This is a genomic window from Mycobacterium sp. SMC-21 (genome assembly GCF_045310825.1).
In the GTDB taxonomy this organism is placed as follows: domain Bacteria; phylum Actinomycetota; class Actinomycetes; order Mycobacteriales; family Mycobacteriaceae; genus Mycobacterium.
This window is the reverse complement of record NZ_JBJIAO010000027.1, coordinates 50,809-67,820: the sequence shown is the minus strand read 5'-3', so window position 1 is coordinate 67,820 and position 17,012 is coordinate 50,809. Positions and strand designations below refer to the sequence as shown.

General features: G+C 67.2%; 17 protein-coding genes. 10 read left to right on the top strand and 7 right to left on the bottom strand.

The window, feature by feature from the left end; all coding sequences use genetic code 11:
* Positions 1-139 precede the first annotated feature (139 nt).
* Positions 140-580 carry a D-aminoacyl-tRNA deacylase gene (dtd, locus tag ACJH6H_RS21750; protein WP_406775792.1) on the bottom strand — a complete coding sequence of 147 codons (441 nt, stop codon included), beginning with the start codon at positions 578-580 and terminating at the stop codon, positions 140-142.
* Between the two features lie 44 nt (positions 581-624).
* Between dtd and ACJH6H_RS21745 the strand changes: the two genes are divergently transcribed.
* Both ACJH6H_RS21745 and ACJH6H_RS21740 read left to right on the top strand, forming a co-directional pair.
* Complete coding sequence (locus ACJH6H_RS21745) at positions 625-1,677, top strand: catalase family peroxidase (RefSeq protein ID WP_406775791.1); 1,053 nt, start codon at positions 625-627, stop codon at positions 1,675-1,677.
* Positions 1,674-2,189, top strand: coding sequence for a cytochrome b (locus ACJH6H_RS21740; protein WP_406775790.1), 516 nt, complete (start codon positions 1,674-1,676; stop codon positions 2,187-2,189). Before ACJH6H_RS21745 ends, ACJH6H_RS21740 begins: the two co-directional genes overlap by 4 nt.
* Before the next feature lie 99 nt (positions 2,190-2,288).
* On the opposite strand, the gene hisS is transcribed toward ACJH6H_RS21740, so the two are convergent.
* Positions 2,289-3,548 carry a histidine--tRNA ligase gene (gene hisS, locus ACJH6H_RS21735; RefSeq protein WP_212811610.1) on the bottom strand — a complete coding sequence of 420 codons (1,260 nt, stop codon included), beginning with the start codon at positions 3,546-3,548 and terminating at the stop codon, positions 2,289-2,291.
* Positions 3,545-4,210 carry an MBL fold metallo-hydrolase gene (locus ACJH6H_RS21730; RefSeq protein WP_406775789.1) on the bottom strand — a complete coding sequence of 222 codons (666 nt, stop codon included), beginning with the start codon at positions 4,208-4,210 and terminating at the stop codon, positions 3,545-3,547. The genes hisS and ACJH6H_RS21730 overlap by 4 nt, the downstream gene beginning before the upstream one ends.
* 32 nt (positions 4,211-4,242) lie before the next feature.
* Between ACJH6H_RS21730 and ACJH6H_RS21725 the strand changes: the two genes are divergently transcribed.
* From ACJH6H_RS21725 to zwf, 3 genes are all read left to right on the top strand, one after another.
* A complete protein-coding gene (locus tag ACJH6H_RS21725) occupies positions 4,243-5,049 on the top strand; it encodes a DsbA family protein (RefSeq protein WP_406775788.1) in 807 nt (268 codons plus the stop codon).
* A 72-nt stretch (positions 5,050-5,121) separates the two neighbouring features.
* Positions 5,122-6,003 carry a peptidylprolyl isomerase gene (locus ACJH6H_RS21720; RefSeq protein ID WP_406775787.1) on the top strand — a complete coding sequence of 294 codons (882 nt, stop codon included), beginning with the start codon at positions 5,122-5,124 and terminating at the stop codon, positions 6,001-6,003.
* 96 nt (positions 6,004-6,099) lie between these two features.
* Entirely contained in the window at positions 6,100-7,602 is a 1,503-nt protein-coding gene (zwf, locus tag ACJH6H_RS21715; RefSeq protein WP_318984620.1) for a glucose-6-phosphate dehydrogenase, read from the top strand.
* Positions 7,603-7,605: 3 nt separating this feature from the next.
* Here the strand turns inward: zwf and ACJH6H_RS21710 are convergent, their stop codons facing one another.
* Positions 7,606-8,232: a TetR/AcrR family transcriptional regulator gene (locus tag ACJH6H_RS21710; protein ID WP_406775786.1), complete on the bottom strand. Its 627-nt coding sequence runs from the start codon at positions 8,230-8,232 to the stop codon at positions 7,606-7,608.
* Between the two features lie 93 nt (positions 8,233-8,325).
* Between ACJH6H_RS21710 and ACJH6H_RS21705 the strand changes: the two genes are divergently transcribed.
* Genes ACJH6H_RS21705 through ACJH6H_RS21695 form a run of 3 tightly spaced genes read left to right on the top strand, consistent with a single transcriptional unit; the run spans position 8,326 to position 12,427 of the window.
* Positions 8,326-8,757 (top strand): MmpS family transport accessory protein, encoded by a 432-nt coding sequence (locus ACJH6H_RS21705; protein WP_244872570.1) that lies wholly within the window; start codon positions 8,326-8,328, stop codon positions 8,755-8,757.
* On the top strand, positions 8,754-11,603 hold the full coding sequence (locus tag ACJH6H_RS21700; RefSeq protein ID WP_406775785.1) for an RND family transporter: 2,850 nt from the start codon (positions 8,754-8,756) through the stop codon (positions 11,601-11,603). The genes ACJH6H_RS21705 and ACJH6H_RS21700 overlap by 4 nt, the downstream gene beginning before the upstream one ends.
* Positions 11,600-12,427: a thioesterase family protein gene (locus ACJH6H_RS21695; protein ID WP_406775784.1), complete on the top strand. Its 828-nt coding sequence runs from the start codon at positions 11,600-11,602 to the stop codon at positions 12,425-12,427. Before ACJH6H_RS21700 ends, ACJH6H_RS21695 begins: the two co-directional genes overlap by 4 nt.
* Before the next feature lie 3 nt (positions 12,428-12,430).
* Here ACJH6H_RS21695 and ACJH6H_RS21690 read toward each other — a convergent pair whose 3' ends face one another.
* A complete protein-coding gene (locus ACJH6H_RS21690) occupies positions 12,431-12,856 on the bottom strand; it encodes a tautomerase family protein (protein WP_406775783.1) in 426 nt (141 codons plus the stop codon).
* Positions 12,857-12,860: 4 nt separating this feature from the next.
* A complete protein-coding gene (locus ACJH6H_RS21685) occupies positions 12,861-13,562 on the bottom strand; it encodes an SDR family oxidoreductase (protein ID WP_064858997.1) in 702 nt (233 codons plus the stop codon).
* A gap of 90 nt (positions 13,563-13,652) precedes the next feature.
* Here ACJH6H_RS21685 and ACJH6H_RS21680 point away from each other — a divergent pair, with 90 nt between their 5' ends.
* A complete protein-coding gene (locus ACJH6H_RS21680) occupies positions 13,653-14,126 on the top strand; it encodes a helix-turn-helix domain-containing protein (RefSeq protein ID WP_064858996.1) in 474 nt (157 codons plus the stop codon).
* Between the two features lie 50 nt (positions 14,127-14,176).
* On the top strand, positions 14,177-15,001 hold the full coding sequence (locus tag ACJH6H_RS21675; protein WP_406775782.1) for a thioesterase family protein: 825 nt from the start codon (positions 14,177-14,179) through the stop codon (positions 14,999-15,001).
* On the opposite strand, the gene ACJH6H_RS21670 is transcribed toward ACJH6H_RS21675, so the two are convergent.
* A complete protein-coding gene (locus tag ACJH6H_RS21670) occupies positions 14,998-16,041 on the bottom strand; it encodes a secretion protein EccK (protein ID WP_131808742.1) in 1,044 nt (347 codons plus the stop codon). The two genes, ACJH6H_RS21675 and ACJH6H_RS21670, sit on opposite strands and share 4 nt — an antisense overlap.
* Positions 16,042-17,012 lie beyond the last annotated feature (971 nt).

The following is a 17,012-nucleotide window of genomic DNA, read 5'->3' as shown; positions in this document are numbered from 1 at the left end:
CACCCACTACATCGCCCGATCCCTACTCGAAACCGGCGGATTCAGACCCCAACTACACCGTCAATCATGAAGAGCCGCTTTACGCATGCCGGTCATATCGACTGACCGTACCGGACTGTTACACCCTGCATCAGACGTATCACCCCGCCTGCAGCTCCAGCAGCACCGTCACCGGTCCGTCGTTGACGAGCTCGACGTGCATGTGGGCGCCGAACCGCCCGGTCGCGACCTCGGCGCCCAGCGCTCGCAGCGCCGCCGCGAACTCGTCGACGAGCGGCTCGGCGACCGGCCCGGGAGCCGCGGCGTTCCAGGACGGGCGGCGTCCCTTGGCGGTGTCGGCGTACAGGGTGAACTGACTGACCACGAGGATCGGGGCGCCGGCGTCAGCGGCGCTGAGCTCGCCGTCGAGGATGCGCAGCCGCCACAGTTTGTCGGCCATCTTGCGCACCACCGCGGCGTCGTCGGTGTGCGTCAGACCGACGAGCGCCACCAGGCCCTGAGGGTTCGGGGTGATCTCACCGACGGTCTGCCCGTCGACAGTCACCCGCGCCGACGTCACCCGCTGCACCAGTACCCGCACGTTCGCAGATGTTGCCACAGCAGTTTGTGGTACCTGTGGTGGTCATGGACGGCCCATCCTGGCGCGGTACTCCCCTGACCCGGCGTTCGGTCCTGGTCGGCCTCGGCGCCGTCGGGGCGTTCCTCGCCGTCGACCTCGGACTCGTCGCGTACACCAGCCGCGCCGGCACGCTGACCCGCCAGACGTTCCTGGACGGTTTCCGGAGCGTCTTCGGCGCCCACCCCGGCTTCCGGAAGAACCACGCCAAGGGCGTCTCGGTGGTCGGCCATTTCATGAGCAACGGCAACGCCGCCGCCCTGTCCCGCGCCGCGGTCTTCGGTCCGGGTGAGACGCCCGTCGCCGGTCGGTTCTCGCTGGCCGGCGGCAACCCGACCGTCGCCGATACTCCCGGCGCGGCACGCGGACTCGGCCTGGCCATCGGCTTCCCCGGGCCGGGCCAGTGGCGGACCGCGATGCTCAACATCCCGGTGTTCCTCGACAATTCACCGCAGGGCTTCTACGACCGGCTGCTGGCCTCCAAACCGGTCGCCGACGGCAAGCCCGACCCGAAGGCCATGGCCGACTTCCTCGGCCGGCACCCCGAGACCGCGGCCGCGATGGCATTGGTCAAGAAGAGCGCGCCCACACCGGGTTTCGCCGACAGCACATTCGCGGGTCTACACAAGTTCTATCTGGTGAGCCAGGCCGGCGTCCGCACGCCGGTCCGCTGGTCGTTCGTACCGCAGCAGACGGCGCTGCCACCGAAGTCCGACGATCCCAACGCGTTGTTCGACGCGCTGATCCTGCAATTGAAAAAGGCTCCGCTGCAGTGGAATCTGCGACTGACGGTCGGACGGGACGGCGATCCGACCGACCCGACGCTGCCGTGGCCGGCCGACCGGCAGGTCATCGACGCGGGCGTCCTGACGCTCACCGAAGCCCAGACCGATGCCGCCGGCAACGCCCGCGACATCAACTTCGATCCGCTGGTCCTGCCCGACGGCATCGAACCGTCCGACGACCCGCTGCTCAGCGCTCGGTCGGCGGTGTACGCCGGGTCGTACCGGGCTCGGACCATCGAGCCGAAAAGCGCTCCGGCCGTTCAGGTTGTGTCATGACCGGCCGCTTCCCCGTCCGCACTCGCGTGTTGCACTGGCTGACCGCGGTCGCCGTGTTCGCCGCGTTGTTGATCGGCTACACCATGACCAACCGGATCGGTTCCCACGGGGCCCTGGTCGCCGTCCACATGACGCTGGGCATCAGCATCCTGGTCATCGTGATCGTCCGGGCGGCAAACAGATTCACCCACAAGCCGCCGAAGTGGCCCGACACGGTGGGACCGCTGGAAGGCAAGTTGATCGCCGGGTCCGAGCTGGCGATGTACGCCATGCTGCTGGCGCAGCCACTGGTCGGCTGGGCCATGGTGTCGGCGTCGGGCACCCCGGTGCGGGCCTTCGGATTGACGCTACCCGGCCTCGTCCCGTTCGATGCCGACCTGTACGGCATTCTGCGGCAGGCACATTCGGTGGTGGCCTACCTGCTGGTGGCGGCCATCGCCGCGCACGTCAGCGCCATCCTGCTCCACACCCTGACCCTGCGCGACGGCATGCTCCGCCGCATGACCCACTGAGCCTTCTCCCGCGAGCGGCCGTGTTTGTACACCGACACGCCGTGTCGGGCGTGCATTTTGGGGACGCTCAGCGCTGACGAGCGGCCCCAAAATACGCAGCTAAGGAAGCAGTGCGGCCACTCGGGCGGCGACGTCGGCGATGGGCACATCGACCTGCTCACCGTTCGACAGGTTCTTGACGCCCACGGTGCCGGCCTCGATGTCGCGGTCACCCGCGACCAGGGCCACCTTGGCGCCGGAGCGGTCGGCGGCCTTCATCGCACCCTTGAGGCCGCGGTCGCCGTAACACATGTCGGTACGCACACCCGAACCACGCAGGGCCGCAACGATCTTCGCCAATTCCAGCTTGGCCGGCGCACCCAGCGGCACGGCGTACACATCGACAGCCGCCGGAGACGCCACCGTCTTGCCCTCGGCCTTGAGCGCCAGCACCGTGCGGTCCACACCGAGGCCGAAGCCGATGCCGGACAGGTCCTGCCCGCCCAGCTGCTTCATGAGGCCGTCGTAGCGGCCACCGCCACCGATGCCGGACTGCGCGCCGAGGCCGTCGTGCACGAACTCGAACGTGGTCTTGGTGTAGTAGTCCAGGCCGCGGACCATGCGCGGGTTGATGACGTACGGCACGCCGAGAGCGTCCAGGTGCGCCAGCACGGTGTCGAAGTGCTCCTTGGCGGCCTCCGACAGGTGATCGAGCATCACCGGGGCGTCGGCCGTCATCTCCTTGACGTGCGGCCGCTTGTCGTCGAGCACCCGCAGCGGATTGATCTCCGCGCGGCGCCGCGTGTCCTCGTCGAGGTCGAGCTTGAACAGGAAGTCCTGCAACAGCTTCCGGTACTGCGGGCGGCAGGTGTCGTCGCCCAGCGACGTGATCTCCAAGCGGAAGCCGTCGAGGCCCAGCGAGCGGAAGCCGGCGTCGGCCACGGCGATCACCTCGGCGTCGAGCGCCGGGTCGTCGATGCCGATGGCCTCGACTCCCACCTGCTGCAGCTGGCGGTACCGGCCGGCCTGCGGCCGCTCGTACCGGAAGAACGGTCCGGAGTACCGCAGCTTGGCCGGCAGCGCTCCGCGGTCCAGTCCGTGTTCGATGACGGCCCGCATGACGCCGGCGGTGCCTTCGGGCCGCAGCGTGACGGAGCGGTCGCCGCGGTCGGCGAAGGTGTACATCTCCTTCGACACCACGTCGGTGGACTCGCCCACACCGCGGGCGAACAGCGCGGTGTCCTCGAAGACCGGCAGCTCGATGTGGCCGTACCCGGCCAACCGCGCGACGTTCAGCAGTCCGTCACGTACCGCGACAAATTCCGCCGAGTCCGGGGGCAGGTAATCCGGGACGCCCTTGGGCGCCTGAAAATCGCTCAACTTGATAAGCCTTCGAGGAATGGGTTGGTACGGCGTTCGGCGCCGATCGTGGTCTGTGGGCCGTGCCCAGGTAGTACCACGGTGTCGTCGTCGAGCACCAACAGTTTTGTCACGATCGAGTTCAGCAGGTCCCGGCCGCTGCCGCCCGGGAGATCGGTGCGGCCCACCGACTGCTTGAACAAGGTGTCGCCGGTGAATGCCAGTTCGGCGGGACCGTCGGTCACGCGGAACACCACCGAGCCCCGGGTGTGCCCCGGCGTGTGGTCCACCGTCACGGTGATGCCGCCCAGGTAGAGCTTGTCACCGTCGCGGTCGAGTTCGACGACCTGCTTGGGCTCGGAGAAGAGCACCCCGAACGCCAGCTGCGCCAACCGCGGACCGAACCCCTTGATGGGATCGGTCAGCATGAACCGGTCCTCGGGGTGGATGTACACCGGGCAGCCGTAGGTGTCCGCCACCTTCTGCGCCGACCAGATGTGGTCGACGTGGCCGTGGGTGAGCAGCACCGCCGACGGGGTGAGCCGGTTCTCATCCAGGATTTCGCGGATGCGGCCCATGGCCCGCTGGCCCGGGTCGACGATGATGGCGTCCGACCCGGCGCGCGCCGCGAGGATGTAGCAGTTGCACTGCAACATCCCGGTCGGAAACCCCGTCAACAACACGTAGCCATTTTCCCACGTGGGAAACTGCCTCCATGACGCAGCCAGGACCGTGGGGACCCCCGCCGCCCGACCAGCCCCAGTACTACGGTGCGCCGCAATACGTTCCGGGCTTTCCGCCACCGAAGAAGTCCCGCACCGGCTGGGTGATGTTCGCCGTGATCGCCGTCATCGCGCTGGTCGCGGCCGGCGTCGCCGCCGTCATCGTGCTCCGGCACAAGAACGCGCCCGTCGGGGGCGCTGCCGAGACATCGTCCGCTGATTCCGGTCCGACGCCGCTGCGCTCGATCCGCCTCGCGGCGCCCAACGTCGCCACCAAGCCGGGCACCTCCGAGCCGAAGGCCACGCTCACGGTCTACGAGGACTTCCTGTGCCCGTTCTGTGGCCGGTTCGAGCAGGTCTACGGCCCGACCATCGGCAAGCTGATCACCGACGGCCGCGTCGCCGTGGACTACACCATGGTGTCGATCCTGGGCCGCGGCGACCTGACGTCGTACTCGGTGCGGGCCGGCGCGGCGGCGTACTGCGTGGCCGACGCCGACACCGCGGCGTTCCAGCGATTCCACGCCGCGCTGTTCGCGCATCAACCCGACGAGTCGGCGCAGACGTTCCCGGCCGACGACGAGCTGGTCGAACAGGCGAAGAAGGCCGGCGCCCCGGATTCCGTCGCCGATTGCATCACCGGCGGCAAGTACCGCGACATGGTCAACAACGCGGTGAAGAGCTCGGGCATCAACTCGACGCCGACGGTTCTGCTCAACGGCACCGATATCGGGGACGCCGTGCTGCTGCATCCCGATCCGCAGGCGCTGCTGGACCAGCTCAAGAACGTCTCAGGGTGACCTGGCACACTCGGTGCCGACCAGCTGTACGTCGGGGCAATTCCCCCGACCGTGACGAGGAGGGCTTCGGCGGTGCCGACGAATGAACAACGGCGGGAGACCGCCAAGCGCAAGCTGGAACGGCAGTTGGAGCGCCGGGCCGAGAAGGCCCGCAAGCAGCGCATCATCACCATCGCCGCGTCGGTGGTTGCGGTGCTCGCGGTGATCGGCGGCGCCGTCTTTGGTGTCATCTATCTCAACAAGGACTCCGACTCCTCGTCGGCGACGGCCTCGGCATCGACCGGGAGCTCGACCGCCCCGGCGCAGAACCCGCCCGCCGACGGCAAGCTGCCGCCGTTCGTGGCGCCCGCCGGCCTCGGTGAGAACTGCCAGTACCCGGCGTCGTCGGAGCAGGCCAGCAAGAAGGTCAACCCGCCGCGCACCGGCAAGATCCCGACCACCCCGCCGACTGTGACGGCCAGCATGAGCACCAATCAGGGCAACCTGGGCCTGACGCTGGACAACGCCAAGGCGCCGTGCACCGTCAACAGCTTCGCCAGCCTGGCGCAGCAGGGCTACTTCAACGACACCCCCTGCCACCGGCTCACCAAGGGCGGCCTGGACGTCCTGCAGTGCGGTGACCCGACGGGCTCCGGTATGGGCGGCCCCGGCTACCAGTTCGCCAACGAGTACCCGACCAACCAGTACCAGCCCGACAGCCCTGCGCTGAGCCAGCCGGTCGTCTACCCGCGCGGCACGCTCGCGATGGCCAACGCCGGCCCGAACACCAACGGCAGCCAATTCTTCCTGGTCTACCAGGACTCGCAGCTGCCTCCGGGCTACACCGCGTTCGGCACCGTCGACGCCACCGGCCTGGCCACCCTGGACAAGATCGCCCAGAACGGCATCGAGGGCGGCGGCGGCGACGGCAAGCCCGCGCAGCCGGTCACGGTGAAGTACATCCAGCTGGACTGACAGTTCGCGACGAAGGCCCGGTCACCGCTCACGGTGACCGGGCCTTGTTCGTGTTAGGCCATGCGCGGACCCGGCAGCGGTGGAATCATGCGGATCGTGGCGAACACCAAACCGCAGACCATCTCGTACCCGGCGCCCGGCTCGCGGCCGAACCGCCACGACGATGTCGCCGTCGATCCACACGTGATCGTGCTGTTCGGCGCGACCGGCGACCTCGCCAAACGCAAACTGCTGCCAGGTCTGGCCTATCTGGACCAGTCCGAACTGGCACCCGACATCCAGATCGTCGGCACCTCGTTGGAGGACCTGACGATCGACGAGTTCCGCGAGCTGGCCAAGGCCGCGATCGACGAATTCGGCAGCCACCACCTGACCGACGAACAGTGGGAACGGTTCGCCGCGACGCTCACCTACGTCCCGCAGAGCGCCGGGCCGTCGGGTCTGGCGGCGGCGGTGGCCGCCGCGGAGAAGAAGCTGGGCCCGAATGTGCGCCGCCTGCACTATCTTTCGGTGCCACCCAAAGCTGCGCGCGCCGTCATCGCGACGCTGGACGAGGCCGGCCTGGTCGAGCGCTCCCGCGTCGTCATGGAGAAGCCGTTCGGGACCGACCTGGCCAGCGCCGTCGAACTCAACAACTTCGTTCACGAAACGTTCGACGAGGCACAGATTTTCCGGATCGACCACTTTCTGGGCAAAGAAGCAGCGCAGAACATCCTGGCGTTCCGGTTCGCCAACGGCCTGTTCGAGCCGATCTGGAATCGCAACTTCATCGACCATATCCAGATCGACATTCCCGAGATGCTCGGCCTGGACGCCCGCGCCAACTTCTACGAGAGCACCGGCGCCTACAAGGACATGGTGGTCACCCACCTGTTCCAGGTGATGGCCTTCGTGGTGATGGAGCCGCCGACGGCGCTGGAACCGCGCGCCATCAGCGAGGAGAAGAACAAGGTCTTCCGGTCCATGCTGCCGGTGAAGGTGTCCGATGTCGTCCGTGGGCAGTTCACCGGCTACCGCGAACTCGAGGGCGTGGCAAGGGATTCCGATACGGAGACGTTCATCGCCTTGAAGGTCGGCATCGACAACTGGCGCTGGGCCGGCGTGCCGATCTACCTGCGCACCGGCAAGAAGATGGCCGAGGGCATGCGCATCATCTCGATCGCCTTCAAGGAGGCGCCGCGCACCATGTTCCCGTCGGGTTCGGGCGTCGGGTCACAGGGACCCGACCACCTGACCTTCGACCTGGCCGACAACTCGAAGGTGTCACTGTCGTTCTACGGCAAGCGGCCCGGGCCGGGCATGAAGCTCGAGAAGCTCTCGATGCAGTTCTCGGCCACCGAGGCGGACGGCGCCGACCAGGTACTGGAGGCCTACGAGCGGTTGATCCTCGACGCCATGCGCGGCGACCACACGCTGTTCACCACTGCCGAGGGCATCGAGTCCCTGTGGGCGAATTCGGCTGCGCTGCTGGCGGATCCGCCGCCGGTCAAGAACTACCAGCCCGGCACCTGGGGCCCCAACGCCATCCACCAACTGATCGCGCCCAACGCCTGGCGGCTGCCGTTCGAACGGGGTTGGCGCGAGGCCAAGAAGAAGTAGCTGCTACGGCCGCGGCGCCGCGGCCGCCTGCTCGAGCTGCAGGATGGCCGCGTCGACCATGGTCTGGATGATTTCGCAGGTGCTGAAATCGCTCATCCACAGATGCGGCGTGTCGGTGCGGTGCAGCATCGCGACGCCGTGCAGCGCGACCGACAGCGCCGCGGCCACCCGCTTCGCTTCGGGTCCCGGCTCGGAGTCTGGGTCCATGCCGCCGGCAGCCAACAGGCCGCGCGTCACGACCTCGAGCGCCTGGCGCGCCGACGGGGTGATCTCGTCGACCTTGACCATCAGGACGTATCGCAACGGAAAGCGTTGGGCGAAAGCAACATACGCGCGGCAGCCGAGCAGTAGGCGCTCTCGCCGCGTCTTGCCGCTCTGCACCTGCTCGGCGATGTCCTGGTTCACCTGATCCCAGCTCAGCTCCGCCACGGCGGCCAGCACGTCCTCGCGACTGTCGAAATGGGCGTACACCGACATGTTCGAGATGCCGGCTTCACGCGCGATGCTGCGCAACGACACCTCGTTCGTGGACTCCGATGAGTCGACGACCCGGATCGCGGCGGCCAGGATTTCGTCGCGCAGCAGCGCGCCCTGCCCTCGCACATTCCGCTGCCGTGTCGAGCCCGCCATGCCTTCACCCTAATCGTCGTCGTGACGAGGTGTGATGGTCGCCACCGCCTCGTAACTATACATGCGTATATATACAGTCGTATGGTGCTCGTCATGAACTGGTTGCTCAAGACCGCGCGGCGCGGCTGGGTGCTGCTGACGGTTGTCGGGGTCGTCACGGTCGGCGGTTTCGTCATCGACCGCTTCCACGGCGTGTTCGGCAGCCAGCATTCCGCCGAAACCCGCACGGACAACATCGTTTCGACCATCCCGAAGTACGTGACGTACGAAGTGGACGGACCCTCCGACACCAGCGGGATGATCAGCTACGTCGACGAGCGGGCCCAGCCGCAACGCGAGCGCTTCACCTCACTGCCCTGGTCGAAAACCCTGACCACCACGGTGCCGAGCGTGTTCGCCAACCTCGTCGCACAGGGCGACAGCAGCCGGCTGACCTGCCGCATCACGGTCAATGGCGAGCTGCGTGACCATCAGTCATCCGACGGCGCTTCGGCGACCACGTTCTGCCTGGTGAAGGCAGCATGAGCGGCCAGCACAGCAGCCGGGGCCGCTATCCCCGGCTGATCCGCATCCTGTCGGTGCCGATCATCCTGATCTGGCTGGCAGCCACCGCGGCCACCAACCTGCTGGTGCCCAAACTCGAGGTCGTCGGCGCGAACAACGCCGTGTCGCTCTCCCCGCAGGACGCTCCATCTGTCATCGCGACCAAACACATCGGCACCACATTCGGCGAATTCGATTCCGACAGCGTGCTGATGATCATCATCGAGTCGGATCAGGCGCTCGGCGACACCGCACGGCAGTACTACGGCGACCTGGTGCACCAGCTCCAGCAGGACACCGCACACATCGAGCACGTGCAGGACTTCTGGGGCGACCGCATCACCTCGGCCGGATCCGAGAGCGAGGACCACAAGGCGGCCTACGTCCAGGTGAACCTGCGCGGTGACCAAGGGTCCACCGAGGGTGTCGAATCCGTGGATGCGGTGCGGCACATCGTCGACCGCAGCCATCCGCCGGCCGGGGTCAAGGCGTTCGTCACCGGCCAGGCCGCCCTGGTCGCCGACACCAACGAGGCCGGCGACAAGAGCATGGTCAAGATGACGGTCGTGACGCTCGTCGTCATCGCGTTGATGCTGCTGGTCGTATACCGCTCCATCGCAACGACATTCATCGCGCTCCTGGTCGTACTGACCGAGATGAGCACGGCCCGCGGGCTGGTCGCCGTCCTCGGTAATGCCCAGTTGATCAGCCTGTCCACGTTCGCCGTCAGCGTGCTGACCGCCCTCGCGATCGCCGCCGGCACCGACTACTGGATATTCCTGGTCGGCCGCTATCACGAGGCCCGCAATGCCGGCGAGGACCGGGAAACCGCCTACTACTCAACGTTTTCCAGCGTCTACCACGTGATCCTCGGCTCCGGCCTGACCATCGCCGGCGCCATGATGTGCCTGCTGTTCACCCGGCTGAACTACTTCAACACCCTCGCGCTGCCGTGTGCGACGGCGATGACCGTCATCCTGGTCATGGCCCTGACCTTCGCACCCGCGGTGATGGTCGTCAGCACCCACTTCGGGCTGCTGGACCCCAAGCGTGCCAACAAGACCCGCGGCTGGCGCCGGGTCGGCACCGCCGTGGTCCGGTGGCCCGGGCCCATCCTGGTCGCGGCCACCGCCGCCGCGCTGGTCGGCGTGCTGGCGCTGCCCGGATACCGCACCAACTACGACAATCGCTTCTACGTACCGAAAGACGTGCCGTCCAACATCGGTTATGCCACGGCCGAAGAGCATTTCACCTCCGCGCGGATGAACCCCGACATGTTGATGGTCGAGGCCGATCACGACCTGCGGAACTCCCGGGACATGCTGGTGCTGGACCGGATCGCCAAGAACATCTTCCGGGTGCCGGGTATCGCCCGGGTGCAGAGCATCACGCGGCCGCTCGGCCCGCCGATGGAACACGGCTCGGTGCCGTTCCAGATCAGCGCGCAGGCCGTCTCGATGAACGAGAACCTGCAGTTCCTGAAGGCCCGCCTCGGCGACGTGCAGACCATGACCGACCACCTCACCTCGATGATCGGCATCATGCGGCACATGCACGACCTCAGCGTGCAGCTGGCCGATGCCACACACGCCGGAGATGTTGCCGCGCAGGACATGTCGGCGACCACCGCCGAGTTGCGGGACCAGATCGCCGATTTCGACGACTTCTTCCGGCCGCTGCGGAACTACTTCTACTGGGAGCCGCACTGCTTCGACATTCCGGTCTGTCACGCCATGCGCTCGGTGTTCGACGCCACCGACGGCTTCGACCGGCTGGCCGACAACACCAAGGCGCTGTCCGACGCCATGGGCAAGCTCGACGTGGTGACGCCGCAGATCGCCGCCCAACTGCCACCGCTGATCAGCCTGTCCACGGACGTCCGCAACCTGATGCAGACCATGCGCAGCACTTTCGACGGCATGGTCACCCAGATGGAACGCATGACCGACACCGCCGCGGCCATGGGTCAGACGTTCGACGACGCAAAGAACGACGACATGTTCTACCTGCCGCCAGAAGCGTTCAGCAGCCCCGACTTTCAGCGCGGCATGGAACTGATGCTCTCCCCCGACGGCAAGGCGGCCCGCTTCATCGTCACTCATGACGTTGATCCCGCCACCCTGGAAGGCATTTCGCACGTCGACGCCGAACTGCAGGCCGCCAAGGAGGCCGTCAAGGGCACGCCGCTGGCCGGCGCGAAGTTCTATCTGGGCGGTACCGCCGCGACCTACAAGGACATCCAGCAGGGCGCGCACTACGACCTGCTGATCGCCGCCCTCGCCGCCATCATCCTGATCTTCGTGGTGATGCTGCTGATCACCAGGGCCCTGGTCGCATCGATCGTCATCGTCGGCACCGTGGTGCTGTCCCTTGCCGCGTCGTTCGGCCTGTCGGTGCTGATCTGGCAGTACTTCCTGGGCATCGAGTTGCAGTGGCTGGTGATCGCCATGTCGGTCATCGTCCTGCTGGCCGTCGGCTCCGACTACAACCTGCTGGTGGTGTCCCGCTTCAAGGAGGAGATCAGCGCCGGCCTGCGCACCGGACTGATCCGTGCCACCGGCGCCACCGGTGGCGTGGTCACCGCCGCCGGCCTGGTGTTCGCGTTCACCATGATCTCGATGATCGCGAGCGACCTGCGGTCGGTCGGCCAGATCGGCACCACGATCGGACTCGGCCTGCTGTTCGACACCTTCGTGGTGCGCTCCCTGATCACCCCGTCGATCGCGGCACTGCTCGGACGCTGGTTCTGGTGGCCGCTGAAGGTCCGGAGCCGTCCCGCCCGTGCCGCTGAAACCACAAGCACAACACCGGAATTGGAGATGGCATGACGCTGCGTCCCTTCACCGATCTGACCACTGTCACCGCGATCGACTCCGGTGTGTTCACCGCCAACATCGACGGCAGGTGGACCATCGGCCCCAAGGTGCACGGGGGCTGCATGATGGCGCTGTGCGCCGCCGCCGCTCGCCAGAGTGTTCCCGACGCCGCCGACCTGGCCCCGATTGCGTTGAGCGCCAACTACCTCAACGCGCCCGATCCGGGCGAGGTCCGGCTCAGCACCACGATCCGCAAACGCGGCCGACAGGTGAACCTGGTCGAGGTCGAGCTGTCACAACGCGGCCGGGTCGCCGTCACGTGCTCGGTCACCCTGGGACAACTGGATGCGAAGCCGCCGCGCCATCAGGTGCCGCTGGAAGTCTGCTCCATGACGGTCGAGCCGCCGGCTGATGCGGTACCGGTGACCGCCGACCATCCGCTGGGTCACGTCGTCCACGTCGCACAGGGCTGCGACATGCGCCTGGACGCGGCAACGCCGTTCCTGACCGGCGCCGAAGGCGAGCCCGTCACCCGGATATGGTTGCGCCCCTTTGCCTCAGACGAAGCCGATCCGGACGCAGCCTTGCTCTTCGCGCTGATGGCCGGTGACATCACACCGCCGGTCACGATGAACCGCGGACACTTCGGATGGACGCCGACGGTCCAGCTGACCACCTACCTGCGGCGCCGGCCCGCACCCGGATGGCTGCGAGTCATGGCCAGCTCCACCGTCATCGGCGACACCTGGTTCGAGGAGGACCACCTCATCGTCGATGCCAACGGCCAGGTGGTCGTACAGAGTCGCCAAATGGCGATGCTGCCGCTGGGGTCCTGACGGTCAGTACGCGGACACCGCGTTGTCTGCGATCCAACGCTTTTCGGCGTCCGAGCCCATGGGCGGCGGGATCAAGCCGTTGATCATCCAGAGGTCCTCACTGGTCTCATCGACGTGAAACTCCCAGTGCGGGTTGTCCTGCGCTTCCAAATACGGACTGAGGATCGACTTGATCCAGTGGGCAATGCGGTGGCGATGGTCCTTGTCCGCGGCGCGGCGGGCGATGTGGTCGATGACCACCCGCAGCCCGAGGTCAGTCTGCTCACCACCGACATACAGGTCACCCGAACGGGTTTCGTTGAAGATGACCACGACGTAGAACCGCGGCAGCCCCGCTTTCTCGTAATGATCGGTGATGCTGCGCGCCAGCGCACGCTTGTCCTCGGCGGTGAAGAAGTCCGGCGTGTGGTGAATGGTCCACAGCGGCATGCCGTCAGACCGCCATCGCGAAGGTCAGGTTCTCCACCGGACCCGACAACGCCGACTTGACACCCACCGACACCTCATCGGCCAGGACCTCGACTGCACCCGCTTCCAGTCCGTCGATGATGCGGGTCGCGATGTCCACCGCCGTCGTCTTCGGACCCGGGATATCGGCGACCATGTCGGTCTCGATCAGCCCGGCGTGCACCCCGACCACCTGCGTGCCTTGTGCCGCCAGCTCGCCGCGCAGCGAGTTGGTGACCGACCAGATCGCGGCCTTCGAGGCGCCGTACGCCGCGCTGCCGGCGACCCAGGACAGCACCGAGTGCATGTTGACCAGGGCGCCGCCGCCGTTGGCCGCCAGAATCGGTGCGAAGGCCCGAGCCACTCGCAGCGGCCCGAAGACGTTGATGTCGAAGGTCGCCTCGATATCGTCGAAACCGCCGGTCAGCAGCGAACCGGGCAGCAGGATGCCCGCGTTGTTGAAGATGATCTCGGCATCCGGTGCGAGCTCGGCGAACGCGGAAACCGATGCCTCCGAACGTACTTCGAGTTCGACCGGGACCACTTCGGGGCGTTCATCGGTGAACGACGACCGGCCCGTCGAATAGACCTTGCGCGCTCCCCTGGCCAGAAGTTCGTCGACGAGTGCGGCGCCCAGACCCCGCCGTCCGCCGGTCACCACGACCACCTTGCCTGCCACTGCGACCATCTGAAGCTCCCTTGCTGAATAACGATGACGTTACTAAGATGGAAGCACGGATATCTGAGTAACGCAAGCGTTATCCAAAAAGAGGGTGTGATGGAGTTCGAGGAAAGACTGCGCGACCGCCAGTGGTCGATCAAGGACGGCTGCTCGGTGGCCAAGCTGCTGGACCTGCTCAGCACCAAGACCGTTTTTCTCGCTGTCCGCGAAAGCCTTTTCGGTACAACGCGATTCGAAGACTTCGTCGAGCGGATCGGAACGTCCGCACCCGCGGTGTCACGCGCGCTCAAACAACTCGAGGCCGCACAACTGATGGTGCGGGTGCCCTATCAGGAGCCCGGCAAGCGCGCGCGGGACGAATACCGGCTGACCGAGGCCGGCGAAGACCTCCTGCCGGTGTACCTGGCGATGAGTCAGTGGGGCGACAAGCATCTACAGAAGGGCGGACGCGGTCCACTGTGCTTCGTCGACCGGGAGTCGGGCAACCGGGTTGGCGTGATCGTCACTGATGATCCAAATGCTGCCACCGTTTCCGCAGGTGACATCGAGATCCGGCTGAATCGGTCGTGAGCTTTGCCCATTCCGGAATCAGCAACCATCGCGTCACCGTTGGAGATGAAATGACAGCGCACCCCTTCACGGACCTCACCACCGTCACCGCGGTCGGCGACGGCACCTTCACCGCCACCATCGACCCGGTGTGGACGATCGGCCCGAAGGTGCATGGGGGCTGCATGATGGCGGTGTGTGCCGCGGCCGCGCAGCAGGCCATCGGTGCAGAATCCGACCTGGCGCCCGTCGCCGTGAGCGCCAACTACCTGAATGCGCCGGACCCCGGGGAGGTGCAGCTGACGACAACGGTCCGGAAGCATGGGCGCCAGGTCGCCCTGGTCGATGTCCAGCTGTCGCAAAACGGTCGCGCGGCGGTCAGCTGCGCGGTGACGCTCGGACCGCTGGACGCCAAGCCGCCGCGCCACCAGGACTCGCTCGAGGTGTCCTACCTGCCGGTGGAACCACCTGCGGATGCCGTACCGGTGACCGGTGGCCACGCGGTCGGTGCGATCGTCCACGTGGCACAGGGCTGCCAGTTCCTGCTCGACGCAGCCACACCGTTCCTGTCCGGCGACGAGGGCGACCCCGTCAACCGAATGTGGTTGCGGCCCTTCGCCGACGACGAGGCCAACCCCGAGACCGCCCTGCTGTTCGCGCTGATGGCAGGCGACATCACTCCCCCGGTCACGATGAATCAGGGACACTTCGGCTGGACGCCGACCGTGCAGCTCACCACCTATGTGCGACGGCGGCCGGCGCCGGGATGGCTGCGGGTGCAGGCCAGCTCGACGGTGGTCGGCGAGACGTGGTTCGAGGAGGACCACGTCATCCTGGACTCCACCGGCCAGGTGGTCGTCCAGAGCCGGCAGCTCGCGATGCTGCCGCGCGGTTAGGCGCCCAGCTCAACCAGTTGGGCGTCACCCTGGATCGTCGAGAACTGTTGCCACCACACCCAATCGGTGATCGCTGCCCGCAGGTCGGCCGCGTACGGCGCGGTGTAGGCGCGGTACAGCGCCGCCGACTCCTGCAGGCGGCCGTAGGCGGCCAGCTTCTCGAGGTGTGCCGTCCGATACGTCTCGCCCGTCGTCTGCATCAGCGGGCGGATCGACTCCATCCACGCCTTGCCGATGGCCGCGGGGTCGGGCGGGACCAGCTGAACGGGCTGCGGCGGCAACGCTTCATGCAGCTGCGCGTCCGGCCACTCCGCGAGCTTCGCGGCGGCCTCGGGAGCGATGACCTCCAAGCGGGTGCGACCCTTCATCAGGCCGTCCGTTGGAATGTCCTCTGGCGGAATGACTCTCGTCTGCAAGCTGCCGGCGAACGGCTGCACTTCCTGCTCGGTGCCGATGATCACCTTGAGCGTCTTCTCATGGAAGGTGCACCACGCCTGCAGGGCGACGAACGGCTCGCGGACCCACCGGCCGCGCTGGCCGGCCGGGATGCGCTCGTCAGCGCTGACGAAGATCACCTGCGAGGGTAGGCACATGCCGTCCGGAATGAACGACACCCCATAGGAATTCGCGGCGATGATCTCGCCGTCGGTCGTCACGCCGACCGCCCACACGAAGTTCCACGCCATCGCCGGGATCGACGGCGGCGCGTGCAACGCCGCCGCGATTCGCTCGGCGAACTGCACATCCGCGTCACCCGCGGACTTGCGCACCAGACCGGCCCGCGCCGCGGCAGCCATCGCGTCACGTTCGGCGCGCGCCGCCGTCACCGGGATCGGCGCCGCAGCAGCGGCGTTCTGCTGCTGGTTGGTCGACATCGGCGCGACGCCCGGACCACCCGGACCACCGGCACCTGCGCCGGGTTGCGCGACCGGCGCGGCCGGCGATGGCGTCGGTGCCGGCCCCAACGGGGCGGCCGGTGCGGCGCCGGCGGGTGTGCCGGTCGGCGCGGCGGCACTTGCCGCGCCGGCTGCCTGAGTCACTGGCGCGGCACCCCCGCCGCCGGTGCCTGTCGCCGCCCCACTTGCAGCAGCCGGGGTGCCGGACGCTGCGCCCGTCTGGGTGGCGGGTTCGGGTGTCGTCAGCGGTGCGGCAGGCGCCGCCGCGGATAACGGCTGTGCGTTCGCGAGTTGGCCGAATGGGTTCTTCGGGGTATCGGGCGCCTGCGGACCCGTTGGCTGGCCGGTGCCTTGCTGGCCGGTGCCCTGACCGGTCGGTGAGCTCGACGGGCTGCCCGGCGAACTGGGAGAAGAAGATGCAGCTGTAGTGCCGGGTGCAGAGCCTGGCGCATTCGAGCGAGTCGCGGTCGACGCCGGGATCGTCGAACCGGGAGCACCCGCCGTCTGCGTGGTCCCAGGGGCGGTCGTGCCCGAAGTCGATCCAGTGGTTACCGTCTGGCCGGGCCCCTTCTCCGTCACATGGCTGCCTGCGCCACCCAACGGCTGGCCTTGGCCGTTCCCCGTTGGATTAGCCGGCGGCTCCGCGGGCTTCTGCTGGCTCTCGTGGCTAGCGCCGCCGGTCAGCACCTGGCCCTGGCCTTCCGCCGGCGGGTTCGGGTTCGGGTTCGGGTTCTTTGGAGCGTCTTTCTTTTCCGGCTGAACTACGTGGTTCGCGCCACCGCTCAAGAGGTCGCCTTGTCCGCCGCCTCCACCAGGTCCACTACTACTCGGTGCCCCCGGCACCGGAGGCGGCGTACCAGGCGTAGCGGGGTTTGGAGTCGGCGGTGGTGGCGGAGGCGGCATCTCACCCTTCGCGCCAGGCGTACCTGGTGGAACGCCCAACTCTTGTGCCAGACCAGAAGCACACGCCGACACTGCCGCGGTGTTTTCGGCAAGGCCTGCAGCCACCAACGACTGAATCGACTTCATAAACGTCACGGCCGTGTTGAAAAACGTATTGGCCGCTACAGCGTCTCCTGACTGCGCCGCCGCGCAACCGGCCGCGAGCATCTGAA

Coding starts and splice junctions, on each gene's coding strand:
- ACJH6H_RS21745 (WP_406775791.1), top strand. CDS start 625: ATGGACGGCCCATCCTGGCGCGGTACTCCCCTGACCCGGCGTTCGGTC.
- ACJH6H_RS21740 (WP_406775790.1), top strand. CDS start 1,674: ATGACCGGCCGCTTCCCCGTCCGCACTCGCGTGTTGCACTGGCTGACC.
- ACJH6H_RS21725 (WP_406775788.1), top strand. CDS start 4,243: ATGACGCAGCCAGGACCGTGGGGACCCCCGCCGCCCGACCAGCCCCAG.
- ACJH6H_RS21710 (WP_406775786.1), bottom strand. CDS start 8,232: ATGGCGGGCTCGACACGGCAGCGGAATGTGCGAGGGCAGGGCGCGCTG.
- ACJH6H_RS21705 (WP_244872570.1), top strand. CDS start 8,326: ATGAACTGGTTGCTCAAGACCGCGCGGCGCGGCTGGGTGCTGCTGACG.
- ACJH6H_RS21700 (WP_406775785.1), top strand. CDS start 8,754: ATGAGCGGCCAGCACAGCAGCCGGGGCCGCTATCCCCGGCTGATCCGC.
- ACJH6H_RS21695 (WP_406775784.1), top strand. CDS start 11,600: ATGACGCTGCGTCCCTTCACCGATCTGACCACTGTCACCGCGATCGAC.
- ACJH6H_RS21690 (WP_406775783.1), bottom strand. CDS start 12,856: ATGCCGCTGTGGACCATTCACCACACGCCGGACTTCTTCACCGCCGAG.
- ACJH6H_RS21685 (WP_064858997.1), bottom strand. CDS start 13,562: ATGGTCGCAGTGGCAGGCAAGGTGGTCGTGGTGACCGGCGGACGGCGG.
- ACJH6H_RS21680 (WP_064858996.1), top strand. CDS start 13,653: ATGGAGTTCGAGGAAAGACTGCGCGACCGCCAGTGGTCGATCAAGGAC.
- ACJH6H_RS21675 (WP_406775782.1), top strand. CDS start 14,177: ATGACAGCGCACCCCTTCACGGACCTCACCACCGTCACCGCGGTCGGC.